At 72.0% G+C, this 25681-nt stretch carries 14 protein-coding genes; 6 read left to right on the top strand and 8 right to left on the bottom strand.

Going from position 1 to position 25681, the window contains the following annotated elements; translation table 11 throughout:
• Positions 1–70 precede the first annotated feature (70 nt).
• The 3 genes from FXF51_RS55190 (at position 71) to FXF51_RS55180 (ending at position 3084) form a co-directional block, all read left to right on the top strand.
• Positions 71–1876: an alkyl/aryl-sulfatase gene (locus tag FXF51_RS55190; protein WP_148442899.1), complete on the top strand. Its 1806-nt coding sequence runs from the start codon at positions 71–73 to the stop codon at positions 1874–1876.
• 136 nt (positions 1877–2012) lie between these two features.
• Positions 2013–2609 (top strand): DUF6230 family protein, encoded by a 597-nt coding sequence (locus FXF51_RS55185; protein WP_148442898.1) that lies wholly within the window; start codon positions 2013–2015, stop codon positions 2607–2609.
• A 16-nt stretch (positions 2610–2625) separates the two neighbouring features.
• Entirely contained in the window at positions 2626–3084 is a 459-nt protein-coding gene (locus FXF51_RS55180) for a DUF6114 domain-containing protein (protein WP_148442897.1), read from the top strand.
• Here the strand turns inward: FXF51_RS55180 and FXF51_RS55175 are convergent.
• On the bottom strand, positions 3068–5410 hold the full coding sequence (locus tag FXF51_RS55175) for a hypothetical protein (protein ID WP_148442896.1): 2343 nt from the start codon (positions 5408–5410) through the stop codon (positions 3068–3070). The genes FXF51_RS55180 and FXF51_RS55175 overlap by 17 nt on opposite strands.
• A gap of 193 nt (positions 5411–5603) precedes the next feature.
• Here FXF51_RS55175 and FXF51_RS61530 point away from each other — a divergent pair, with 193 nt between their 5' ends.
• Entirely contained in the window at positions 5604–18791 is a 13188-nt protein-coding gene (locus tag FXF51_RS61530) for a hemopexin repeat-containing protein (RefSeq protein ID WP_187415102.1), read from the top strand.
• Here the strand turns inward: FXF51_RS61530 and FXF51_RS61525 are convergent.
• A complete protein-coding gene (locus FXF51_RS61525) occupies positions 18788–18952 on the bottom strand; it encodes a hypothetical protein (RefSeq protein ID WP_187415101.1) in 165 nt (54 codons plus the stop codon). The genes FXF51_RS61530 and FXF51_RS61525 overlap by 4 nt on opposite strands.
• A gap of 98 nt (positions 18953–19050) precedes the next feature.
• On the opposite strand from FXF51_RS61525, the gene FXF51_RS55130 reads away from it, so the two are divergent.
• Positions 19051–19983: a hypothetical protein gene (locus FXF51_RS55130; RefSeq protein WP_148442895.1), complete on the top strand. Its 933-nt coding sequence runs from the start codon at positions 19051–19053 to the stop codon at positions 19981–19983.
• Between the two features lie 73 nt (positions 19984–20056).
• Here the strand turns inward: FXF51_RS55130 and FXF51_RS55125 are convergent, their stop codons facing one another.
• From FXF51_RS55125 to FXF51_RS55110, 4 genes are all read right to left on the bottom strand, one after another.
• The gene (locus FXF51_RS55125) at positions 20057–20893 is read right to left on the bottom strand and encodes a helix-turn-helix domain-containing protein (protein WP_148442894.1); all 837 of its coding nucleotides are present in this window, start codon (positions 20891–20893) and stop codon (positions 20057–20059) included.
• A 10-nt stretch (positions 20894–20903) separates the two neighbouring features.
• The gene (locus FXF51_RS55120) at positions 20904–21041 is read right to left on the bottom strand and encodes a hypothetical protein (RefSeq protein WP_187415100.1); all 138 of its coding nucleotides are present in this window, start codon (positions 21039–21041) and stop codon (positions 20904–20906) included.
• 124 nt (positions 21042–21165) lie between these two features.
• A complete protein-coding gene (locus FXF51_RS55115) occupies positions 21166–22026 on the bottom strand; it encodes a helix-turn-helix domain-containing protein (protein WP_148442893.1) in 861 nt (286 codons plus the stop codon).
• A gap of 82 nt (positions 22027–22108) precedes the next feature.
• Entirely contained in the window at positions 22109–22345 is a 237-nt protein-coding gene (locus FXF51_RS55110) for a hypothetical protein (RefSeq protein WP_148442892.1), read from the bottom strand.
• A 166-nt stretch (positions 22346–22511) separates the two neighbouring features.
• Between FXF51_RS55110 and FXF51_RS55105 the strand changes: the two genes are divergently transcribed.
• A complete protein-coding gene (locus tag FXF51_RS55105) occupies positions 22512–22931 on the top strand; it encodes a CoA-binding protein (RefSeq protein ID WP_148442891.1) in 420 nt (139 codons plus the stop codon).
• Between the two features lie 76 nt (positions 22932–23007).
• Here FXF51_RS55105 and FXF51_RS55100 read toward each other — a convergent pair whose 3' ends face one another.
• Both FXF51_RS55100 and FXF51_RS55095 read right to left on the bottom strand, forming a co-directional pair.
• The gene (locus tag FXF51_RS55100; protein WP_148442890.1) at positions 23008–24975 is read right to left on the bottom strand and encodes an FHA domain-containing protein; all 1968 of its coding nucleotides are present in this window, start codon (positions 24973–24975) and stop codon (positions 23008–23010) included.
• A gap of 144 nt (positions 24976–25119) precedes the next feature.
• Positions 25120–25560: a DUF4396 domain-containing protein gene (locus FXF51_RS55095; RefSeq protein WP_262380529.1), complete on the bottom strand. Its 441-nt coding sequence runs from the start codon at positions 25558–25560 to the stop codon at positions 25120–25122.
• Between the last annotated feature and the right edge of the window lie 121 nt (positions 25561–25681).

Genomic DNA, 25681 nt, shown 5'->3' with positions numbered 1-25681 from the left:
AGGGCAAGGTATGCCCAGTCTTGAGGCCGGGCTTGCCTTCTCCCGAGACGGCCGGGGGAACCACCGTCCCATGGCAGACCTTCCCTTTCACGACCGCGCGGACTTCGACGACGCCGAGCGCGGCTTCGTCGCCGCGCTGAGCCCCGCGGTGATCGAGGCGGCCGACGGCAAGGTCGTCTGGGACAACGACGCGTACGCCTTCCTCGACGGCGAGTGCCCGCAGACCGCGCACCCCAGCCTCTGGCGGCAGGCGCAGCTCTGCGCCAAGCAGGGCCTGTTCGAGGTGACCGACGGCATCTACCAGGTACGCGGCCTCGACCTGTCCAACATGACCCTCGTCGAGGGCGAGCGCGGCGTCATCGTCATCGACCCGCTCGTCTCCACCGAGTGCGCCGCGGCGGCCCTGCGCCTCTACCGCGACCACCGCGGCGACCGGCCCGTCACCGCCCTGATCTACACCCACTCCCACGCCGACCACTTCGGCGGCGCCCGCGGGGTCACCGACGGTGAGAACATCCCCGTCATCGCGCCCGCCGGCTTCCTGGAGCACGCCGTCTCCGAGAACGTCTACGCCGGCACCGCCATGAACCGCCGGGCCATGTACATGTACGGCCAGCGTCTGCCCCGCTCCCCCGAGGGCCAGCTCGGCTGCGGCCTCGGTATGGGCACCTCGTCCGGCACCGTCTCGCTCCTGCCGCCCACCCTGGACGTCACCCGCACCGGGCAGGAGGAGAGCGTGGACGGCGTCCGCATCGTCTTCCAGCTCACCCCCGGCACCGAGGCGCCGGCGGAGATGAACTTCTTCTTCCCCGACCGGCGCGCCCTGTGCATGGCCGAGAACGCCACCCACAACCTGCACAACGTGCTGACGCTGCGCGGCGCGCTGGTCCGCGACACCCGCGTCTGGTCCCGCTACCTGACCGAGGCCATCGCCCTGTTCGCCGGCCGCGCCGACGTGGCCTTCGCCTCCCACCACTGGCCCACGTGGGGCAGGCAGGCGATCGTCACCTTCCTGGCCCAGCAGCGCGACCTGTACGCGTACCTGCACGACCAGACCCTGCGCATGCTGAACCGCGGCATGACCGGCCCCGAGATCGCCGAGGCCATGCAGCTTCCGCCCGCCCTGGAGCAGGCCTGGCACACCCACGGCTACTACGGCTCGGTCAGCCACAACGTCAAGGCGATCTACCAGCGTTACCTGGGCTGGTTCGACGGCAACCCGGCCCACCTGTGGGAGCATCCGCCCGTCGAGCAGGCGCGCCGCTACGTCGAATGCCTGGGCGGCACCTCCGCCGTGGTCGCGCTGGCCGAACGCTACCTCGGGGAAGGCGACCTGCGTTTCGCCGCCACCCTGCTCAATCACGCGATCTTCGCCGACGAGCAGGACTCCAGGGCCCGCCGCGTCCTGGCCGAGGTCTACACCCGGCTGGGCCACGGCGCGGAGAACGCCACCTGGCGCAACTTCTTCCTGACCGGCGCCGGCGAGCTGGCCGGCGGCGCGTCGGCGGGCGCCACCGACACCGCCCCGCCGGACATGCTCGCCGCGCTCACCACCGAGCAGCTCTTCGACTCCCTCGCCATCCGCGTGAACGGCCCCGAAGCGTGGAACGAGCGTCTGGTCATCGACTGGCGCCTCACCGATCCGGACGAGCACCATCGCACCACGCTGGGCAACGGCGTGCTGATCCACGAGGCGTCGCCCGCGGGCGACGGCGCGGACCTCACCCTCCGGCTCACCAAGCAACGCCTGCTGGGCCTGCTCACCGGTGGCGGCGGCGCCGACGGCCTCGACCATGACGGCGACCTGTCGGTCCTGGGGCGGCTGACCTCCGTCCTGGAGGAGCCCGTCCCGGACTTCGCCATCGTCACGCCCTGACAGGCCAAGATTGTCCAGCCGTGGGCCATAGGTGCTGCAACATCCGGCGCGTCCGTCGAGATACCGCACCCGTCTCGCCCATGCTCGACTCAAGGCGGGCTCGTCCGCCCGTACAGACTGATGGGAAAGCAGGGTCATGGCCGAGCAGGGACGCGTGCGGTGGAAGCGCTTCGCCTGGATTTTCGCGCCCGTCGCGGCGATGACCTCGCTGCTGGTCGGGGCCACGGCGCAGGGGGTCATCGGCGCCACGTTCGTGGTGTCGGGCCGGAGCTTCAAGCTCTTCGCGGGCGAGCTGCGCGGCCAGGGCTTCGCCCTGTCCAGTGACGTGGTGCGGACGCGGAAGGACCGGCGGATCCCGGTCATCACCACCGGCGTGCGGCGGGCCGTGGTCACCGGCCTGTGCCAGAGCGCCCTGGTGAAGACCCCGCTCGGCACGGTGACGATCGTGCTCACCGGCGGCCGGGGCGGCAACGTGGTGACCATCGACGACCTGGTGATCGACGTGGCGGTGGGCCAGACCGCCGCCACTCTGCGCGACCTGGAGCTGAACCGGGACGCCGGCACCCTGGACGAGGTGCCCGACGCCAGGGGCCCGGCCGGCACGTTCGGCGGCCAGGCCTCGGCGGTCACCCTCCGCAACGTCAGGCTGGACGCGTGGGCCGCCACGGCGGCCACGTTCAGCCTGCCCGACCTCGGAATGAAGGTGCTGCGTGGCGAGCACGAGTGCTTCTGAGACACGTTCTTCAGCGATGGCGAGCGGGCGGGCCCGCGTGCGGGCCTGGCGGCGATCACGGCCGTTCTGGGGCGGGCTGCTCGTCGTGGCGGCGGGCCTGGAGCTGCTGTCCATCCCGCTCGCCGTCAACGCGCTGCCCGTGGCGATCATGTTCGGCCGGGTCGGCGCCGGGTTCCTGATCGCCGTGATCCTGGTGATCGCGGGCGTCCTGGTGTGGGTGCAGCCGGGGCAACGGGCGTTCCTCGGCCTGGTGTCGGTGGTGCTGTCCCTGGCGTCGTTCGTCTACTCCAATCTGGGCGGCTTCCTGATCGGCATGCTGCTGGGGCTGCTGGGCGGCATGCTGACGCTGGCCTGGACCCCGGTCAGCCGGCCCGCCAACCGCTTCGACAGCGTCACCGTGCGCGGCGCCCTGGCCGGGGCCAGGGCGGCGGCGAGGAGGAAGCGCGAGGTGAAGGACCTCACTTGCCGTCCCTGAACACCTTCGCCTCGGTCCACACCTTCTTGTGCTCGTCCCGCCGCGTGTTGAGGACCAGGGACCTGCCCTGGTCGCCGAGCTTGTTCCGGGCGGCGCTCTGCGTGTTCCCCAGGCCGTCGGCCAGGTCCGTCAACCGGGTGCGCGTGGCCTCGACGGCCGCGGCGAGGACCGGGTTGAAGTCCCATTGCGCCGACTGCTGCCTGAGCAGGTCGTCCTCGTCCCGCAGTGACGCGATGACGTCGAGGCCGGCGTTCTTCAGCTCCTCCTTGACGCGGTTGCCGGCCTGCTCGATGGCGGCCTTGTCGTAGGTCTCGTCCAGGGTGCCGTCCTTGCGCTCGCGCTTGCCGCTGCGGTCGCCCTCGTCGACGGTCGCGTACGGCAGGAGGTTGCGGAACGACAGGTACGCGGTGGCGGCCTGGGACGCGCTCTCGGCCTTCAGCACGGCGGCGGCCTGGTCGAACAGGGAGGTGAGCTGCCGCCCTCTGATCTGGTCGATCGGCAGCAGGTGCGCGAGCCCGATGGGCTTGGCGTTGAGGTCGCGGGTCACGGCGGCCTGCAGCTTCGCGATGATCTCCTTGTCGGTGCGCGCCTCGCGGACGAGGTAGTTGACGTGCTGCGTCTCCATCACCCAGGCGGTGGTGTGGCAACCCATGCCCGCGACGCCGGGCGGGGCCGGCGCGCGACCGTTGATCTTGAGCTTCTCCTTCTCCTTCGCCTTGACCGTCACCACCAGGTCGGCCCGCTGCGCCGCGCTGGCCCACGTCGTGATCTCGGGCTTAACGGCGATCGTGGGCATGGCCGCGAGCTGGGCGGTGATCTGCTTGAGCAGCGGCTGGAGCCGTGACGGCTCCGTGGCGTCCGCGAAGTAGTCGGGGTAGTGCTTTCTCAGACCTTCCTCCACCATGCCGGCGAGCTGTTCCGCGGCCTTCGCGCCGAGCTTTCCGCTCGGGGGCAGGCCGAGCTTGAGCGCGGCGACCGAGTGCGGATAGGTGGCGGCCATCGTGCGCACGTGCTTGTGGAGCAGGTTGGCGAGCACGTCGATGGCGAGCGAGGCCGCCTGGTTCCCGTCGCCGAGCTTCGTGACGTCGCCGGCCACCCGCTTGGCCTTGTCCAGGTGGCCCTGGGTGGCGGGAGAGGTCTGCAGCTTGAGCGCCTGCTTCGCGCGGTCGAGCTGGTACGGCTCGGACAGCCGCTCCCGGACGTCCGTCACCTTTGCCTTGAGATGCCCCGCGGCCAGGAGAACGTCCCGGTAGACGCCCTCCGTCGCGATGATCGCGTCGAGCTCCGCGAGCGCCTCCTCCATGACGTCCTGCTGCGCGGGCTTGCCGGCGTTGTTCACCACGGCCTTCAGCGCCTGATTGATCTTGGCGTTGATGGCCACGAGCTGGCCGTGCTGCTTGGCGACCTGCATGGCGGCGGCCGGATTCAGCGCGTAGTCGATCTGCGCCTCGCGCAGCACCGCGTCGAAGGCGAACATGCCCCACACCGCCGCCGTGGCACCCTCCGCCAGCGCCGCGACCGGCTTCTTCTTCGCCTTCAACGCCTCGGCGGCGGCGATCTCGTAGGTGAGGAGCGCGGCGTGATGGGTGCCCTCGCCCGAGCCGGTCGAGCCGCGATCCGAGGCGGCGGGAACCGTGCTGAACGGCAGGTAGTTGAGGAAGGCGAGATGGTGGGCGATGGCCTTGGACAGCGCGGCCGCCGCGTCGGACTCGTTCTTCGCCTTCGTCGCCTGATCGCACGCCTCGGCGACCGTCTGGGCGGCGTCCTGCATGCGCGGGAGCCGGTCGGTCGCGCTTTCCGCGTCAATCTGCTCCATCCACGTGAACAGCAGCCTGTTGCTCCCGTCGGACGCCTTCAGCGACGTCTCCGCCGCTGCCTGCATGGCCAGGATGGCGGCGGCCGCTTCCTTGATCGGCTTCTCGTGCACCGCGGCCTTGACGGAGTCCACGACGGCCTGCCAGGCGGTGGTGTGGTCACCCATCCTGTTGCGGAACGGCGAAGGCGTGCGTTGCAGCCCGCTGACGAGCAGCGTCTTGATCCATCGCGAGCCGGGAGTGCCCTCCATCTCCGGCTCGGGGGCGAGCGACACCTTGGCGCCGGCGGGCAGCGGCTGATGGCCGGCGACAAATTTGATCTTGCTCCAGTTCCCGGCTTTCGGCAGCACCTTGGTGATCTTGGGGTCGGCCTCGATCAGCGATTTGTTCGGCTTGGGCTTCGGCTTCTTGGTCGCGACGAGCGACGAGCCCGGCTCGTACCGGATCGGCTCGGATTTGGCGCGCTTGCTCCTGCGCAACGGCGCCCTGGTCCCGCTCAATCGTCGCTTCATGATCTCCCCGCCCTTGTCCTGGAGGCCCCCGCCGTCTGACGCCCGATCGTCCACCTTCGGACAGAGCGTGAACAGGTGTCTTTATCGCCATATTCATGACGCCGCTTCTCGGCTTGTATCTGGAAAGGCGCGGACCGCTCTGGGGGAATCGGTCCTGATTTCTGGGCTTTCCACGGCTTCCTGAGGGGGACGCATGGCCGGTAACGAGATGCTCCCGAGTTACGAGGATCTGTTCGACGACACCGAGCTCGACCCCCGTCAGGAGGACGAGGCCAGGACGGTCTACTCGCCGGGGGCCTATCTCGCGGATCTGCTGGGGCTCCTGGAGACCGTGCTGGAGCAGCCGTCGCTGCTCGGCGACGACCGGCGCGCCGACCTGAAGCGCATCCTGCTGGACGCCGAGAACACCTTCGGCCAGACGCCCTACCTCGACATCGTCATCGAACTGCTGGAGAGGCTCGCCGGGGACGCCCCGTACGCGGAGATGCTGCGGCTGGAGCACCCGTTCGGCATGCCGTTCTCGCTGGAGGAGGAGCGGTTCAAGAGCTACCTGCGCCACCTCAGGGTCGGGCCCGACGAGCTCTACCGGATCTTCGCCCCGGTGGCCGACGCCGACACGGTGGCCCGGCTGTTCCTGGGCCTGCCGGCCGAGGCCGCCGGGCATCTGACGTCGCCGGCGGACGAGGCGCGGATCAAGGCGTTCTACGGGCTCGAGCCTGGCGACCCGATGGGCCCGCTGGCGCGGGTGGAGACGTTCACCCGGGTGACGGGCCTGTCCGTGCTGCAGCTACGGGAGCTGCTCGGCGACCCGGACGACCCCGCGCGGCCGGCCAAGGACTCCTACGCCAACCGGGGCGGCTCCCCGGTCACCCTGTCGCCGGACGGGACTGAGCTGCTGGGCACCTCCCCGGGCTGGTACGACCGGGTCAGCAGGATCGCCCGGCTGTCCAGGTGGACCGGGCTCGGCCTGGCCGACCTCGACCGGGTGCTGACCACGTGCTGCGGCGGCACGCTCGACGCGGCGGCGCTGCGGGCTCTCGCCCTCGTCGTGCACCTCCAGCGCGGCTACGACCTCACCATCGACGCGGTGTGCGGGCTGGTGGCGGCGGTCGAGCCGGTGCCGGAGGACCTGCCCGCCATGTCGGGCGACCTGCTCGGCCCGCACAACAAGGACTACCGGCGCAGGCTGGCCATCGGCATCGAGACGTCGGAGAGCGGCATCGTCGAGACCGTGCGGCGCTACCGCGACCGCTACAGCGCGCTGGAGCCGAGCCCCTTCGACCGCGGCCCGATCGGGTCGTCGCAGATCGCGCTGCTGCGGCGGGCCGGCAGGCTGACCGCGGCGCTCGGCCTGTCCGCCGGCGAGCTGTTCGACCTGCTGGGGGTGCTGGAGAGCGACCCGTCGTTGTGGCGGTACTCCACGTTCTCGCTGCTGGGAGGTGTCGAGCCGGGGACGCGTGACTGCTACCGCGTCCTGGAGGGCGGCGACCCCGCCGCCGCGCTGTGGCTGGCCCAGACGCTGCTCGGGGTCGCCCGCTGGATGCAGGACGGCGGCTTCGGCGCCGGGGAGCTGGCCGAGATCCTCGGCGGCCGGCCCGGCGAGGACGACAGGCTCGCGGTGCTCGACAGCCTCAGGCAGCGCTTCGACGAGGTGGCCATGGGGCCGGCCGCGTTCGAGGGCGAGCGCTTCGGGCCGCGCGCCGCCCAGGTGGTGCACGACCTGCTCACCTCCACCGCCGAAGGGGTGGTGTCGGGCCGCGATCCCCGGCTGCTGCGCCCCGACCCGGACAAGGTGGCCGCCGCCGCGTACGAGGCGGTCACCACCCTGGGCGTCGTCGTGGACGACGACCTGCTCGGGCTGGGGCTCGGCGAGCGCCTGGCCGGCAAGATCCACAACCAGCTCATGCTGTCCGGACGGCTGCGCGCCGACGGCACGCTCGTCACCGACGGGCTGCCCGTGACCGACTACGCGCTGAATCTGGAACGCGACTTCGTGCCGTTCAAGGAGGCGCTGTTCAAGCTGATCAACAGCGTCGGCAACGGCACCTCCACCTTCCACCCCTCCGACCTGGCCACCCTCGGCGACCTCTCGGAGGGGCAGCTCGACGAGCTGTACGACAACCTGATCTTCCACGGGTACGTGGACGAGGAGGGCGCCGTCCAGGACCCGGCGTTCTTCGCCGACGAGGAGAACCTCGGCGCGTTCCGCGTCAACGCGGGCCTGTCCGACGTCGCGCCCGAGGTGCTCGCCGTGCTGCGCGGGCGGGTGGACGCCTTCCGCGCCGAGCCGCTCGTCCTCGACCGGGAGCTGCTGGCGGGGCTGCGGCTCGGCGAGGCGCGCCTGTCCAGGCTGGTGGACGGGCTGCACTTCAACGGCTACCTCGACGAGCAGGACCGCTACCTGGACAAGCAGGCGCTGGCCGGGCTCGGGCCCGCCGGTCTCGCGCTGCCGGCCGAGTTCCACCCGCACCGGCACGCCGTGCTCGACGCGATGCGCCGGCAGGTCGGCGAGCTGGAGGCCGAGCTGTTAACCTTCACCCCTGAGGACTTCGCCGAGGTCGCGGACCTGGCGATGGCGCAGCGGGCGATGGCCGCGATGGAGGGCGTGTACCTGAGCGACGGCTGGCCGGTCGCCGAGGTGGAGTCGCTCGGCGACGGGTTCACCGAGGCCGAGAGCGGCCTCGTCGCCCAGCGGGTGGCCGAGTGCGCGCAGGACGAGCGGCCGTACCGGATCGACCTGGAGGCGCTGGAGGGGCTCGGCCTGGACGAGGACCAGCAGGGCCTGCTGGTCGAGAAGCTGGTCGCGGAGGGCCACCTCACCGACGCGCTGTCCGTGCCGCGCGAGGCCGTGCCGTTCTTCGCCAACCCGGCCGGCGTCATCGGCTTCTCGCTGCGGGGAGTGGAGGACTTCGAGCGGGACGTGTTCTTCCTGCTGAACCCCGTCGCCGTCGAGCTGGCGGCGGCGGTCGAGGAGGTGACGGCCGCCGTGGAGCGGCGCGCCGGGGAGCAGCGGCAGGCGCTCGTCTCCGTGCTGGCCGACGGGTTCGGCGTGCCCGAGGAGAGCGTCGCGGCGATCTGCGCGGGCGTCACCGGCGGGCTGCCCGAGGCGATGGAGCTCCTCGTCCCGCCGGTCATCGCGGACCCGTGGCGGCCGGACGACCCGCACCTGCTGGCCGCCTACCAGCGCATCCGCCGCTTCGCGCTGCTGGCGGGCCGGATCGGCATGGACGAGACCGAGGTCGCCGTCGTCTTCCACGACCAGGACCTGGCGGGCAAGTTCCCCGAGCCGCTGGCGCTGCCGCCGGGCGTCGGCTCCGTGGACGCGCTGCTGCGCGGCTCCGACGGCCGCATCCTGCTCTTCGCCGGCGACGTCTTCTGGGCCTACTCCGCCGACACCTACACGCTGCTCGACCAGAAGCCGAAGGCGCTGACCGAGCTGTCGCCCTGGTTCACCGGCCTGAGCCGCGTGGATGCCGCCTTCGCCTACCCCGACGGCACGGAGTGGCTCGTCGGCCGCGCCTTCCAGCGGGCCGAGGGCGAGCAGCCCGGCCGTGAGGTGTCGCGGCTGTTCGTCAAGGAGCGGGGCAGCATCCGCTGGGCGCCCCGCGACCAGCTCTGGGGCCGGATCAGGAACAACTTCGCCGCGCCGCGCAGGATCGACAGCGCGTACGTGGACGAGAACGGCAGGACCTACCTGTTCTGCGGCGACCAGTACATCCGCTACTCCGGCCCCGGCTTCGCCACGGTGGACGAGGGCTACCCGCGCGCCGTCACCGAGTGGTGGCAGGCGGAGGGGCACGACACGCCGCTGCCGGAGGCGTTCACGGGAGCGCTCGACGCGGCGTTCACCGACGTGGACGGGCACACCCACCTGTTCGCGGGCGGCCGTTACCTGGAGCTCGGCGAGCAGGAGCAGCCGATCTCCGCCCGCTGGGGCCGCATCCGCAACGCCTTCGAGGAAGGGCGGGGCCTCGACGGCGCCTTCACAGGCCCGGACGGCAAGGCGTACCTGTTCCGCGGCGACCAGATGGCCCGCTACAGCGACAGCGTGGAGAACGGCGGCGTGCGGGTGGACGACGGCTACCCGAGGCGCGTCGAGACGGAGTTCGCCCGGCTGCCCGGCGAGTTCGGGACCGGCGTGGACGCGGCCTTCGCCGAGCCCGTCACGGGGCTGACGCACCTGTTCAAGGAGGGCAGGACGGTCGCGCTGTCGTCGTCGGGCGCGGGCGTGCCGCAGCCGACGGCCGAGCGCTGGGGCAGGCTCGCCGGCGTGCTGACCCGCGACCGGGTGGACGCCGCGCTGGTGGGCCTGGACGGCAGGACGTACCTGTTCAGCGGCGAGCGGTACCTGCGCTATTCGGGCGCCGACTACGCCGTCGTGGATCTCGGCTACCCCCGGCGCATCGCTGGCGACTGGGGCGGGCTGCGCGAGGTCGGCGCGGCCTTCGTGATGGACGGCTGCACGTACCTGTTCGGGCGCGGCGGCCACCTGTTCGACGTGCCGCTCGCCCAGGAGCCTGAGCTGAACGAGGGCCGCCTGTCGCCGGCGCTGCGCCGCCGCTTCCTGGAGCACGGCCTGACCCTGGCCCAGGACGCCGCCGTCAGGGCGGGCGAGACCAGCGGCGAGGGCCCGGTGTGGCACGTCACCACGGAGCAGGGCATCGCGCTGACGCTGCGCGGCACCCCGCTGCACGTGCGGGTGCACGCCGACGCCGGCCACTTCCACGTGCGCTACTCCACCAGGGACTACTCCGTGCCCGACGCCGGCTACCCCAAGCCGGTCTCCGACAACTGGTGGAACCTGCCCGCCTCGCTGGCCGCCGACCCGCGCTTCGCGGTGATCGACGCCGTCTTCACCGACGGCGCCGGCCGCACGTACCTGTTCTCCGGCGAGCACTTCGTGATGTCCGACGCCCGGCACCGCTGGTGGTCGGAGCCGCGCACGATCGCCGGGCACTGGGACAGCCTGCTGCCCTTCACCCGGGTGGACGCGGCCTTCGTCGGCAAGGACGGCAGGACGTACGTCTTCTCCGACGACCGGTACACCCGCTTCTCGACCGCCGACCACACCAGGGCCGACGACCGTTATCCGGCCTCGGTGCCGGCGTACTGGGGCAACGTGGTCAACCGGATCGCCAGGACGGGCCGGGTGGACGCCGCGCTGGTCAGGACCGTGCCGGAGGTGGTGGACGGCAGGACGGTGGAGCGCCGCTACACGTACCTGTTCTCGGGCGACCAGTACGTGCGTTACCTGGACGCGGACCTCGACCACGTGCAGGACGGCTATCCGGCCGCGCTGTCGGAGCTGGCGCGCGAGCCGGGGATGGCGGCGCTGGACGTCACGCTCGACGGGGTGGACGCGGCCTTCGCCGACCGCCGCACCGTCTACCTGTTCCGCGGCGACCGGTGCCACGCCGTCTCCGACGGCCTCTACCGCCGCTACGACGACGCCTGGTTCGCCGGGGCGGGCTGCGTGTTCCTGGAGGACGGCAGGATGCTGGCCGAGGAGGGCGGCGTCTGGCGGCACCGTCCGGCCGTGGAGTCGGTGCAGGTCGCGGGGGTGGAGCCGGAGACGGTGACGCCGCGGTCGCTGCGCGGCGTGCCGGAGGAGTTCCGCCGGGGGCTCGACGCCGTGCTGTGCGGCGCCGACGGCACCACGTACCTGTTCAAGGGGCCGCGGTGCGTCAACACGCGGCTGAACAAGGCGTACGCGCTGGCCGAGGAGTGGGGCCGCCCACGTAACACGATTTATCAGGACAACGCGGTGGATGCGGCGTTCGTTGGCCGGGACGGCAGGACGTACCTGTTCAGCGGCGACCAGTTCGTCGTCTACGCGCCCACCGGATCCGGCCCCGGCCTGGTCATCGACGGTGAGCCGCGGATCATCTCCGAGCACTGGGGCGGCCTGACCGACGTCGCGCTGGCGTACGTGCGCGGCGACCGGACCTACCTCTTCGAGTCGCCCGACGAGGAGGGCGGCTTCCGGTACGTCGTCTACTCCGGCGCCGGCTACACCAGGCCAGACGGTGAGCCGCAGACCGCCGACGAGAGCTTCTGGGAGGTGCCCGAGCAGTACCGCGTGCCGGGGCGCCCCGTCCCTGACGCGGTGCTGTTCGCCGGCGGCACCATGCTGCTGCTGCACGGCGAACACTGCGTGCAGTACGACGAGGGCAGCGGCGCCTGGTCCTACCCGCGCCCGATCGAGCGGTTCTGGCCCGGCTTCGAGCGGCTCCTCGAATCGAGCAGGGAGGACGGCGACGCGCTGCGCACGGCGTTCACCGCGCCGGACGGCGCGACGTACTTCTTCCTGTCGGAGCAGTACTCCCGGCACGACGGGCGCGAGTTCGCCCCGCTGGCCGTCATCCGCGACCGGTGGGGCAGGTCGCCCAACCCGTTCGTGCCCGACGACGCGACCGCCCGCATCGACGCCGCCTGCGTCTTCGGCGAGGACACGACGTTCCTGTTCTCCGGCGACCGGTACGTGCGCTACACCGGCCCCGAGTACCGTTACGTCGACCCCGGCTACCCGAAGAAGATCGTCGGCAACCTGCGGCGCGAGGCGGCGTTCGCGAACCTGCCCGAGTCGTTCGACGACGCGGTGACCGGCCGCACGATCGACGCCGCCGTCGCGGGCGAGCGCACCGCCTGCCTGTTCGCGGGCGGCGCCTGCCACACCGTCTCCCGCGCCGCGACCGCCACGTTCGGCCTCGGCGTCCTCGGCCGCGTCAGGAACACGATCGCGGAGCGGGAGAAGGTGGACGCGACGATCGTCACCGGCGCGCACACGTACCTGTTCTCCGGCGACCAGTACGTCCGCTACACCGGCACCGAGTACGCCCACGCCGACGACGGCTATCCCCGCACGATCGTCCCGAACCTGGCCTACGACCTGCGCATGACCGATCAGCCGCCGGCGGAGTTCGCCGACGGGCTCGACGCGGCCTTCCGCGCGCCGGGCGGCGGCGTGCACCTGTTCAAGGGCGCCCTCCACCTGCGGGTCGGCGACCAGGCGGCGCAGCCCGTGAGCGCCGTGTTCGGCAAGGTGCGCAACGCCTTCGCCGACGCCGGGCACGAGCTGATCGACGCCGCCTTCGCCGCGCCCACCGGCGAGCTGTACGCGTTCAGGGGCGACCAGTACGTGCGCTACCCGCGCGGCACGTACGAGCTGGCCGAGGAGGGCCACCCGCGCACCGTGCGGGACGACTGGGGCGACCTGCCCGGCCGCTTCGAGGAGGGCATCGACGGCGCGTTCGTCTTCGAGGGGCGCACGTACCTGTGCAAGGGCGAGGAGTACGTCCGCTACTCGCGCGGCTACCACGAGGTGGACCGCACCTACCCGCAGCGGTTCGCGCACCGCTGGGGCGGCACGGCCGACTACCGGCTGAGCGACGTGCACACGATCACCAGGTTCGTGGACCTGGCCCGGCGGCACCCCGACGGGCTGCCCGCGTTCCTGCTGAACCCGCCGGCGGCCGTCCCGGACCCGTACGCCTACCTCAGCGACCTGTTCGGCTGGGACGCCGACGAGATCAAGTGGGCCAGGCGCAACGCGGCCCTGCTGACCGCGGAGCCGGGGGCCGTCGCCGCCGCGAGGTGGAGCGCGCCGCCCGCGCGGCACGAGGAGGACCGCTTCGAGATCGAGTTCCTGCTGCGGCTGGCCGAGCTGTTCGCGCTCACCGGCCGGATCGGCGACGCGCCGTCCACGCTGCACTCCGAGGTGTGGCGGCACGCCTTCGGCGAGACACCCGCCCTGGCGGCGGCGAACACCGGCCTGCTCGGCATCATGGAGCGGCTGTCCGGCGGGGAGTGGGCGGCGCTGTCGGCCACCGCGCACGACGAGATCAACGTGCTCAGGCGCGACGCCCTCGTCTCCATCCTGCCGGCCACCTCGGGCGAGCTGTACGACCGGCTGCTGGCCGACGTCGAGATGGGCGGGCAGGGCCGCACCTCGCGGGTGCGCGAGGCCATCGCCGCCGTCCAGCTCTACGTGCACCGCTACCTGCTCGACCTGGAGCAGGCGCGCCCGGCAGGCGGGCGGGATCCGGAGGAGACCCGGCAGCGGATCAGGACCTGGTGGGGGTGGCTGAAGAACTACCGCCTGTGGGAGGCCAACAGGAAGGTCTTCCTCTACCCGGAGAACTACCTGCGCCCCGAGCTGCGCGACTCCAGGACACCGGCCTTCCGTGCCCTGGAGGACGACCTGCTGCAGGGCGAGATCACCCAGGAGAAGGTGGAGCGCGCCTACAAGCGCTATCTCGACGAGTACACCGAGGTCTCCCGGCTGTCCATCGCCGGCGGCTACGTCTACACCGAGGACGGCGCGGAGCGGGGGGCGCGGCGGCTGGTGCTGTTCGGCCGGACGCGGACCGAGCCGCGCCGCTACTACTGCCGCGAGGCGGAGTTCAGGGACGACGGCCGCCTGTCGGCCACCTGGGCGCCGTGGCTGAAGGTGGACGCGCAGATCGAGGCGGAGCGGGTCTACCCGGTGCACGCCTTCGGCCGCGTCTTCGTCTTCTGGCCGACGGTCGAGGCGGTCCCGCCGGAGCCGGGCGCCACGACCACGCTCACCGACCAGCAGAGCGGCGACTCCCGCACGCTCACCCCGCCGCCGCCCAAGCACCGCGTGCGGGTCAACTACTCCTTCCGCAACCTCAACGGCGAGTGGGGGGCCGCGCAGGTCCTGCCGCTGGAGGACGTGCAGGACGCGCCGGTGACGGGCGTGCGCCTGTACGTCCAGGCGTCCGCGACCGCCCCGGACGGCGACGCGCACGACACCATCCTGATCACCTGCACGTACACGGTGCTGTCGCCGCTCGGCCCGCTGCCGGTGCGCTCGGCGTTCGCGCTGACGCCCGAGCTGTACGCGATCCGCGCCGAGGGCGTGCCGGAGCCGGTGCGGCCGGCCCGGCTGGAGCGGGTCTTCGCCGAGCCGGTCGATCCGTCAGGGGTCGTGCAGCTCGCCATGCCGGCCGAGGCCGAGAGCGGCGCGTGGGTGAGCGTCGACCACAAGGGCGGCAGCTTCCTGTGCCGTCCCGTCTCGCCGCCGCTGGGCGAGGAGACGGCGCTCCCGTTGAGCGGCAACCAGGCCAGGCTGCCCGTGTGGTCCCCGATCCACGCGGCGGTCGAGTTGCCCGTCGGCGTCAGGTACTTCTTCAACAACACCGGCGAGGACGGCTCGGGCCCGTTCTACGTGGAGCTGCCCAAGGACCGGCCGACCGCCCTGCGGCTGTCCAAGCCGCCGACGTCGGGCCGCTGGGGGCACGTCCCCACCGCCCTGTACGACGACCAGGCCAAGGTGGACGCCGTCATCGTCAAGAACGGCTACCGCTACCTGTTCTCCGGCGAGAACTACTACCGCTACTCAGGCGACCCGTTCGGCATGATCGACCCCGGTTACCCGAAGCCGATCGCCGGCAACGGCGAGGGCTTCCCCCAGTGGGAGAAGGTGGACGTCGCCGTCGTGGACGCCGACGGCGTGGAGTACTACCACACCGCCGGCAAGGCGTGGCTGCGCAGAACCGTTCCCGGCGGCCCGCTGGAGACCTTCCAGCCGCCGTGGGCGTCCGGCACCGCGCGGGTGGACGCGGTCCTGTTCCGCGACGGCCAGGTGTTCGTCATGAGCGGCGACTCCTACCGGCGCATCGAGGGCCGCGACGAGGACGCCCGCGGGCTGAAGGGCAACGGCGACGGCCTGCCGCAGTCCGGCCCCGTCAGCGCCGCCTTCCGGCACGGCGACCGCGGCTACTTCTTCGACAACACCGCCCGCACGTACCTGTCCATCACCAGGGACTCCGGCAGGGGCCGCCCGGAGTGGGTGCAGAGCGACCCGTCCGCCATCAAGCCGCTGGGCGTGGCCAGGACGGCCATCACCGACGAGGGCGTGGACGCCGCCTACGTCGCCGACGGCATGCTGTACCTGGCCAGGAACCTGGAGTACGTCGGCTACTCGCTGGCCGGCGACCTCCCCGGCGCCCTGGCGGAACCCGGCTATCCCAAGCCGCTGACCAGCCGCGTCCGGGCCGTCTTCCGGCGCTCGGGCCTGCGCTACGTGCTCAGCGGCGAGGACTACGCGGTGCTGGAGCCGAAGCAGGAGCTGGCGTCCGTGACGGCGTACTCCCCCGTCGAGGGCAACTGGGGCGGCCTGCCGGCAGGCTGGGCGGACAGGCTGGACGGCGTGCTCGACAGCACCGACCTGCACCTGTTCCTCGGCGCCGAGTACGTCGCCTACTCCTCGGCGCCGAAGACGCAGCGGCCCTACGAGATCGCCGCGCTGCCGCACGAGGTCGTCCGGCTCACCTCCAGCACGGCGTACAAGCTGAACAAGGCGCTGCTGGAGGGCGGCGTGCCCGCGCTGCTCGCGCCGCGCGTGCAGGAGCTCGACGAGCTGCCCGCCTTCAGCACGCGGACGTCCGACGCCACCACCATCATGGTCACCGAGCAGACCGCGGAACAGGGCGTGCCGACCAGCTCGCACCTGGACTTCAACAGCGGCAACGGCATCTACTACTGGGAGGTCTTCTTCCACGCCCCCACCCTCATCGCGCAGGCGCTCAACGCCGCCCAGCGCTTCGACGACGCCCGCACCTGGTACGAGTACGTCTTCGACCCGACCAGGCCGCGCTACTGGCGGTTCCTGCCCTTCCTGGCCGTGGACGTCGAGGCGCTCGTCCAGAGCTGCCGCGACGACCTGGCGCGGATCGACGCGGGCGAGGCCGGCGACGACCTGGCGGACATCCTGCGCGACGTGGAGCCGATGGCGCCCGCCTTCCAGCACCGGCGCGAGCTGACCGACGGCGAGAAGGACTACCTGGCCGGGCTCCCGGGCGGCAAGCTGCCGCCGATCGAGGAGGCGATCGAGGCGCTGACGGTGCCGCCCGAGGCGGAGCCCGCGCGCGCCGGGCTGCTGGAGCGCGTCGCCATGCTCGGCCGGCTGCGCCGCCAGTACGACCTCATGGGCGACCGGGTGGCGCTGCTGAAGGCGTACCTGGAGGATCCCTTCGACCCGCACGCGATCGCCGAGCTGCGGCCGTCGGCCTACCGGCGCGCGGTCGTGATGGCCTACGTCGACAACCTGCTCGACTGGGGTGACCTGCTCTTCCGCCAGTACACCGCGGAGAGCGTGGACGAGGCCAGGATGCTCTACGTCTTCGCCTACGACCTGCTCGGGAAGCGTCCGCCGGAGAACCTCGGGCCGCGTGAACTGGGGGCGGCGCTCACGTACGAGCAGATCCGGCGGGCGCCGCAGAACGGCGGGGTTCCCGAGCTGACGGCGGGCGGCGCGATGCTCCAGGGGGCGGGCCAGGTGCACGCCAGCGTCGAGGGACCGTACTTCCACGTCCCGGCCAACAGCGTCTACCTGGAGTACTGGGACCGCGTCGAGGACCGGCTGCGCAAGATCAGGGCCTCGCTCGACATCATGGGCGTCAGCCGGCCGCTGCCGCTGTTCGAGCCGCCCGCGGACGTGATGGCGCTGGTGCGCGGCGTGGCGGCGGGAGCGTCGCTCGACCGGCTCGCCGCCGCCGCGGCCGTGCCGGTGCCGCACCACCGCTTCCCCGTCGTGCTGCGCAAGGCGCAGGAACTGGTGGACAAGCTGCGCCAGTTCGGCGTGGACCTGCTCAACGTGCTGGAACGGCGCGACGCCGAGGAGCTGGCGCTGCTCAACAACCGGCACGAGGGCACGATCCTGACCCTCACCCGCGCGGTGCGCGAGCTGGAGGTCGAGATCGCCGCCGAGGGCCTGCGCGAGGCGCGGGCCGGCGAGCGGGGCGCGCAGGAGCGGGCCGGCCACTACGAGGGGCTGATCGCCACCGGGCTCACCCCGCTGGAGCAGGCGCAGCTCGGCATGATGTCCGCGGCCGTGGTCGCGCACGCCGTCGCCGCCGCCTTCCAGACCGGCGGCGCCATCGCCTCCGGCCTGCCGGACGTGCTGGTCGGCCTGTTCATCATGGGCACCAAGCAGGGCGGCCAGCAGGTGACGGAGGCGCTGGAGCACGGCGGCGAGGCCGCCTCGGCCACCGCCGAGGGGCTGAACGTCATCGGTGAGCTGCTCGGCATCCGCGCCGACCAGGAGCGGATGGCGCACGACTGGGCCTTCCAGCTCGCCCTGGCCCGCAACGACGTGGAGCAGCTCGGCCACCAGGTGCGGGCCGCGGAGCTGCGGCTCAGCGCCGCCCAGCGGGAGCTGGACGTCCTCGGCCAGCAGATCGCGAACCTGGAGGCCGTCGGCGCGTTCATGACGGGCAAGTTCACCAGCCTCCAGCTCTACCAGTGGATGTCGGGGCGGCTGGCGGGGCTGTACTTCCAGGCGTACGCGATGGCGTACGAGACGGCGCGCGCCGCGCAACGCTCCTTCCAGTACGAGCGGGGCGTCCCTGAAGGGCAGGCCGACTACATCCAGCCGATGTACTGGGAGAGCCGGCGCAACGGCCTGCTCGCCGCCGAGAGCCTCGGCCTGGACCTGGAGCGGATGAGCAGGGCGTGGGCCGAGACCGACCGGCGCGGCCTGGAGATCATCAAGAAGGTGTCGCTGCTCGCGCTCGACCCGCTGGCCGCGCTCGGCCTGCGCACCACGGGCCGCTGCGAGTTCGCGCTGACCGAGGCGCTGTTCGACCGCGACTTCCCCGGCCACTACCGGCGGCGGATCAAGACGGTGTCGGTCACCTTCACCGGCCCCGACGGCCCGATCGGCCTCAACGGGGTGCTGACCCAGCTCGACAGCAGGACGGTGCTCGCGGCCGACCCCAAGGCCGTGAAGTACCTGCTCGACGCCAAGGGCCCGCTGCCGGCGAACGTGCGCGCCGACTGGCGGGGCGGCCAGCAGATCGCCCTGTCGGACCTGGAGGAGTACAAGGACAACAACGGCCTGTTCGAGCTGCGCTACGACGACGAGCGCTACCTGCCCTTCGAGGGCACGGGCGCCGTCTCCCGGTGGCGGCTGGAGCTGCCCGCCGGCGGCGCGTCCCAGCTCATGGACGTGACCGTCACCGTGAAGTACTCCGCCGAGCAGGGCGGCGAGCCGTTCGCGGGCGCGGTCAAGGGCATGCTCAAGCCCTACTCCGCGGCCCGCTACTGCGACGTGCCCGCGGAGTTCCCCGATGAGTGGGCGGCGTTCACCGACGGCACCGACGGCACGCTGACCCTGCCGCTCACGCCGGAGATGTTCCCCGGCATGACCGGCAGGGCCGTCACCGGCGTGTACGCCCTGTACGCACCGGCGGGCGCCGGCCGGTTCCTGCTCAACGGCGACCCCGGCCTGCCCCTCGACGAGGGCAGGCTCCTGCCCACCCCCGGGTTCAGCGCCGGGACGTGGCGGCTGGTGCTGGAAGGCGACAAGTCAGGGCTGGCGGGGCTGGGGCTGATCCTCACCTATCGTGCCCGCTAGCGGGCCTCCCGCGTGCCCCGGCCGGGCTCCGGCCGGGGCGCCAGGTCCGCGGCCGGCTCGGCAGCGGGCCGGGGCGCGCCGCTCAGCGGACGCTCCCTGTTCTTGAGGTACTCGGTGTCGTCCTGCCATTGGATACGAGGGCGTCGGGGTGTGTCAGGCATGGCAGCCACGCTAGTGACGTGATCGGCAAGGCCGCGTAACGAGAGTCCCCGCTTTGCGCCGGGTCCCGCGTCCTGCCCGCCAGGCTAGGCTTCCGCGCATGCAGCGTCCCCTCGCCCTCCACCTTGCCGTCGCCCTGCTCGCCCTCCTCTGGGCCGGCCTCATCGGCGGCGTCGTGCTCGTCTGGGAGGGCACGACCGCCCCCTTCGAGATCTTCGCGGGGGTGTTCTGGAGCGCGGTCTGGTGCTTCTGGCTTTCCCGGGTCTGGCTGGGCGGCCCCATGGCGATCGGGCTGATGCGCAAGGCCCTGTTCGGCATCTGCCCGCTCCTGATCCTCGGCTCCGGCCTGGCCATCGGGATGATTGACGGCCAGGTGTACCCGTCGCAGCTGTCCGGGATCGCCGCCGCGACGTGCGGCATCGCGGGCGGGCTGCTGCTCTGCCGGGGGGACGTCAGGCGGTGGAGCTCGTCCGCCGTCGCGCCGAGGGTGCTCCACCAGCCGGCCGACGGGACCGCGTTCGATCTGCGGGGCGTCGCGCTCAGGCAGCAGCGGGGACTGTTCGGGTGCCTGATGATGGTCGTCGCCGTGGTCGTCCTGATCGTGGTGGGGCTCATCGGCGCGGCGTTGCCCGACGACCGGGGGGCGGACGCTCCCGACTACGTCGCCTTCATGGTGGGCGTGGTGCTGGTGGTGATCATCGCCATCGCCGGATATATCCGGATAAATCTCCAGGCCAAGGCCTTGGGGGTGCTGGTCGTCTCCTCGCGGGGCGTCAACGACCATCCGTGGTCGAGGCTGCGGTCGGTCGCGCTGACGTACGCGGGGGAGGCCGCGGTCGTGGACGGGGTCCGCCGGTATCCGCAGGCACGGCTCGACCTGTCGCTCTACGACGAGCCGGACGAGCAGCGCCTCGCCCTGCCCAACGACGCCCACCTGCACGGGTCGATCGCGGCGGCGCTGGCGGCGCGCTCGCCTGAGGGGGTTTTCCTCGGCTGGGTCCAGCGGGCCGACCGCCCGCGTTCGATCCGGTAGCCCGCCACCCGGATCGGCCGATGGCTCACCGCCCGGATCAGCCACGACCTCGGCCGATGGCTCGCCGCCCGGATCAGGCGTGGCCCGGCCAGGCGAAGTCGTCGACCGCCAGGAACGGCTCGTCGGCCACCGTCCCGGGTGTCACCCCGGCGAACGCCATCACCTCCCGATGCAGGTGGGACTGGTCGGCGTAACCGGCGTCGGCCGCCACCCTGGCCGCGCCCTCACCCGCGACCAGCCGGTGAGCGGCGTGATCGAAGCGGATCAGCGTCACGGCACGCTTCGGCCGCAGCCCGAGCTGGGAGCGGAACCGCGACCACAGGCGCTTGCGGCTCCAGCCGACCTCCTCCGCGAGCCCGTCCACCCGGACCAGGCCACGACCGGCGACGATCCGATCCCACGCCCAGGCCACCTCCGGGTCCACCGGCTCCCGCTCCTCGTGGCGGCGGGCGAGCAGCGCGTCCGCCATCGCGAAACGCTCCCCCCAGGTGCCGGCCTCGGCCAGCCGCTCACGGATCTCCGACACCTTTCCGCGCCCCCACAAGTCTTCGAGGGGCACCACGACGCCGTCGAGCTCCGCCGGGGACACGCCGAGGACGGCGCGGGCGATCAACGGGGACAGGCGCACCTGCAAGCACTCGACGTTCTGGCCCCGCACCCAGACCGCCCCGCCGGCCCCGAACCCCGGCCCGCCGACGAGACTGCCGCTCTGCGTCCGCCCCGCCCCGCCGTCCATGACGGGCGAGCCCGCGCCGAACTCCAGGAGCAGTGTCACGGCCGGATGCGGGACCATGCGGAGCGCGTCCAGGTCACGGACCTGGAAACCCGCCATGGTCACCCCGGACACCAAGCTGGGCCGCCGCGGGGACGCGACGCCCCACACAGCCTCACCGTGCACGAACGTCTGCACGGATCCCATGCTACGTGCCGCCCACGATCTCCTCCAGGCAGTCGCGGAACAGATCGCCCACGGTGCGCCCCGGCTGGAAGTATTCGCTCACCCCGGCGATCACGGTGGGGAACGCCGCGGCGAAGGCGTCCCCGTCGAGCCCCTCCACGTCCGGCCGTGGCGCCTGCTCGACGCGGGGACCATGGGCGAGGTGTACGGGCAGGTCGTGGCCTGGACGCGGGCCGGCGAGCTGGTCTTCGGGGTGGAACGGGTGCCGGCCGTGCCTTCCGTCCTCAGCGTGACAGGCTCGGCTGGCCGGCGCCCCAGGAGGCGAGGATGCGCAGCGCGTCGTACGACGGGGTGCCGGGCTCGGCGGTCAGCACCATGAGCCGCTGCCCCGAGCCGTCGGGGCTGCTCCACGTGTCGCAGTCGAGCGTGAGGTCGCCGACCAGCCGGTGCCTGTACCGCTTCGTCCCGTAGGCGGCGTTGTTGACGCGGTGCTCGGCCCACCAGGTGCGGAAGTCGGCGTCCCGCACGGACAGCTCGCCGACGAGCCGGGCGAGCTCGGGGTCGTCGGGACCGGCAGCGGATTCCATGCGCAGCGCGGCGACGGCGTCGCGCGCGTCGTGCTCCCACTCCAGGTGCATGTCCCGGATGACCGGGTCGGTGAACAGCAGGTACAGGTAGTTACGGCGGTCCGCGGGGAGCCGCGCGAAGTCGGTGTAGAGTGCGGCGGCGCCGGCGTTCCACTCCAGGACGTCCAGCCGCCTGCCTAGGACGATGGCGGGGGTCGCGGTGAGCTGGTCGAGCAGGCGCCGCATAGCGGGCCGGACGCGCTGCGCGGGCCGGCGCCTGCGCGGCCGGGCGTCGGTCTTGCCGGCCAGCTCGTACAGGTAGCGCTGCTGGTCCTCGTCCAGGCGCAGCGCGCGGGCCAGCGTGGCGAGCACCCCCGCGGACGCCCGGACGCGGCCCTGCTCCAGCCGCGTGTAGTAGTCGACGCTGATGGCGGCGAGCTGGGCGACCTCCTCACGGCGCAGCCCGGCGACCTTGCGGCGACTGCCCTGCTCGGGCATGCCGAGGTCCTGCGGGGCCAGCTGGGCCCGGCGGGCCTTGAGGAAGGCGCCGAGTTCACCGGGGCCGGATGTGGGGCTCATGTCTCCATTGTCGCGCCTGACCGAACGCGCAAGCGGCCCCCCCCGTGACGGGCGGCCGCTTGCGCGGAGACTTCCGGGAGGCTTACTTGATCAGGCGCTTGCTGAGAAGCTCCTTGCCCTGCTCGGCACCCTTACGGCTCTCGGCCTGGGCGCGGCGGAAGAAGCTCGCCAGCTCCTGGTCGCCCGTGCGCTCCGCGTCGGCGATGTAGTTCTCCAGCCGCAGCACGTTGCTCAGGCACTGCTCGACGAACCAGATCAGGTTGTAGTCCTTGTCCTGAGTGCCCGTGACCTTGCCGGTCTCCTGGGTCGACGGATCCATGTGTCTCCTCCTAGCCCTTCGGCGGTCAGATCCATCCCCCTGCCTCCGTCCTCCTGCCCGTCAGTTCCGAGGTATGCGCGGTGGCGCGCATCGGCTGGGCGCAATCTCAGGGCGCGCACTTCTACGGGTACGGAAATGCGCGACCCGCCACGGGCGTTGCCCGGACATGGGAAACCGTTTCGCGGACGAGAACGTCATCCGGCGCCTCCTCGCCGAGGCTCACACGTGGGCGTTCGTCGGCCTGGCCGACAACCCGGGCCGTACGGCGTACGACCAGGCGGGGCTGCTCAAGTCGCGCGGCCGGCGGATCATTCCCGTCCATCCGGCCGCCGAGAGCGTGCTGGGCGAGCCCGGCTACGCGTCGCTGGCCGAGGTGCCGGGCAAGGTGGACGTGGTGGCGGTGTACCGCCGGTCCGAGCACGCCGGTGAGGCGATCGACGAGGCCATCGCCATCGGGGCCGGCGCGGTCTGGCTGCCCCTGGGCGTGGTCGACGAGGCTGCGGCGGGGCGGGCGCAGGAGGCCGGGCTGGACGTGGTGATGGACCGGTGTCCCGGCGTCGAGTGGGCCCTGCGCCGCACCGCCTGACCTACGGACGGCGCCACGTCCCAGGCGGGTGGGGCGCCGTTCGCGTGCCGGCAGCGGCGGATGCGCCGCTGCCCTGTCAGGTGACCTGCCCGCGCCGGATGACCTTGGTGAGCTGCTGCCCCTCCCCCACCGCCTCCGCCGCCGCCACCGGTGTCCTGGACACCAGCACGTCGGGCGGGTCCTGCCGGTAGAAGATGTCGATGTCGACCTCCTCCCCGCCCATGACCAGCGTGTCCCACGCCCCGCTGATCAGCAGCGTCCGTAACGTCTCCGCCTTCATCCCCCGCAGATGCCCCCGGAGCCGGGCGTCGTCCGGCATCCCGGGGATGCGCGTGGCCAGGCGGTCCCGGATCTGCCGCAGCCGGTCCATGAGCGCGTCCAGGTCGGCGTCCTTGCCGGCGTCGGGATCCGGGCTCGCGGCGGCCTCCTCGATCCCCTGCGCGATCTCGTCCTTGATCGCCCGCGTGACGCCGTGCCCGTCGGTGGTGACCATCGCCTTCCAGGCGCGGCTCTTGTGCCGGTACTGCAGCATCGACATGGCCGCCTCGTGCCGGATGAAGTCGGCGTCCCTGAACGGCCGGCCCTGCCAGCTCTGGCTGAGCGTCCTGGCCAGCGAGATGGCCGAGCCCAGCCCGCTGTTGAGCCCGCGGCCCGGCCAGAAGTGGATGGCGTTGGCGGCGTCCCCGAGCAGGAACCCGTACGTGCCGGGGGTGGCGGAGGTGGGCGGGTAGAGCTGCGCGGTGAAGCGGGGCCGCTGCACCATGTCGAGCCGGAACGCGGTGACCGCGCTCAGGTTCTCCTCCGGCACGCCGAAGAACCGCAGCCCCTCCATCACCCGCGCCCACAGCTTCGACCCCTTGACCAGCGCGGGCAGGAACAGCGTGCTGTGGGTGGAGCAGCGGAACTCGCCGTGCTCGGTGCGGTCCATGAGGCACGGGCTGGAGGCCACGCACTCCTCGAAGACGTGCCTGACCGGGTCGATGCCGATGACCTCCCCGGCTTCGGCGTCGGTCAGCCGCATGTTGAGGAAGCCCTCGCCGCGCAGGGCGTTCAGCAGGAAGCGGTTCTGCGCGACGGTGAGCAGAACGGTCATCGGGTCGGGCAGGTCGGACTTGACCCGCAGGCCGAGGACGACGTCGCGCAGGTGATGACCGTCGAGCGAGTAGATGGAGGTGTCGGCCGTGCCGAACTTGGCGGCGAAGTGCTCCCTGGTGCGCGACCGGCCGCCCTCGCAGATGGCGAGCACGTGGTCGCGGGCCGCGGCCTCCTGGTGCTCGGCAGGGTCGAAGCGTTCGGGGACGAGCCGGATCCGGCCAGGCCGTTCGCCGGCCATCGCCAGCAGGGTGTCCTCGATGTAGGAGATGCGCAGGTTGCGCGGGCTGCGGCCACGGATCGAGTCGGGGCCGGCGGGCCACATCTCGGTGTACGCGTCCGGGCTGAACAGCCGCGCCTGCACCTTCTCCGGCAGGTTCAGGTACTGGCGGCTCTGCACCGTCACGACCTGCTGCCGCCGGATGTTGCCCTGTTCCGCACCCTTCCACACGACCCGGTCGCCGTCGAGCATCCAGCGGCCGTCGTACACGGTGACCGCCACCCGTTCGCCCATGAGGTGGTCGAGGAGCAGGGCGAACCCGAGCCCGACGGGGCCGCCGCCGCTGATCGTCACGCGCAGGACCTGGGCGGGATCGACCGGGCGCGCCGCCCGCCGGCCGATCTCCCGCATGAGTGCCGGGTCCATAATGGTCTCGACGTCGTCGGACGCCTCGAAGCGGAACACCTCGTCGCCGATGGCGATCACGTCGCCGGGCTGGAGGTCGTGCCGGGTCACCAGGACGCCGTTGACCAGGGTGCCGTTGCGGCTGCCCAGGTCGTACAGGACGTACCGGCCCGATTCGTGGCGCACTTCGGCGTGCGCGCGCGAGGCGCGCCCGCTGGCGATCACGATGCGGCTGTCGTTCCTGCGGCCGAACGTCATCGGCCGGTCGTCGATCGGAAAACGCTGTCCGGACAGCGGGCCGTCACGCCCGACGATCACCGGCGGCATAGGTCACTCCCATTTCCTAGCCCATGGACTGAAGGTGCCGTCCTCCAGCGTGAGCGAGTTTCCGGAGTTTGACCGCTGAAAAATACGCACGCGGCGCACATCACCCGTGAAGTCGTGACGGGGGTGAAAGGTGAGGCGACGCGCTCAGTGGTGGTAGGCGTGGACCACGGCGTGACCCTTGCCCCTGCCGATGATCCACTTGTTGATGGGCCAGGTGACGAGGAAGGCGACGAGCAGCGAGACCGCCAGCGCGCCCCAGAACAGCAGGGACACGAGCCCCGCGTCCATCGCGCCGGGGATGACCAGCATGATGCCGTTGTCGACGATCTCCATGACGAGGATCGACAGCGTGTCGGCGGCCAGCGCCAGCCGCAGCGCCGCGCGCCACTTGAGCCCCGCGCGGAACAGGCCGCGCAGGGTGAGCGCGTAGCCGAAGACGAACGCCAGGACGACGGCCAGCGCGATGCTGGGCAGGTCGTGCCAGCCCAGGGCGGTGGCGATCACCATGCCGAGCACCTCGCCGATGGCGCACCCGGTAAGACAGTGCAGCGTCGCCGACGCCGCCACTCCCCAGGTCGCCTTCATCGGTTCGTGGTGGGCGTGACCTGACTCCTCATGCCCACCGTGATGCGTTGATTCTGACATTGCCAACCTTCCAGTATTGAGGCAACGGCCCCTTCTCCCCGGCTAGGAGAAGCGGCGCAGT

The sequence above is a fragment of the Nonomuraea sp. PA05 genome (genome assembly GCF_008086045.1).
In the GTDB taxonomy this organism is placed as follows: domain Bacteria; phylum Actinomycetota; class Actinomycetes; order Streptosporangiales; family Streptosporangiaceae; genus Nonomuraea; species Nonomuraea monospora.
This window is presented reverse-complemented; position numbering and strand designations above follow the sequence as displayed.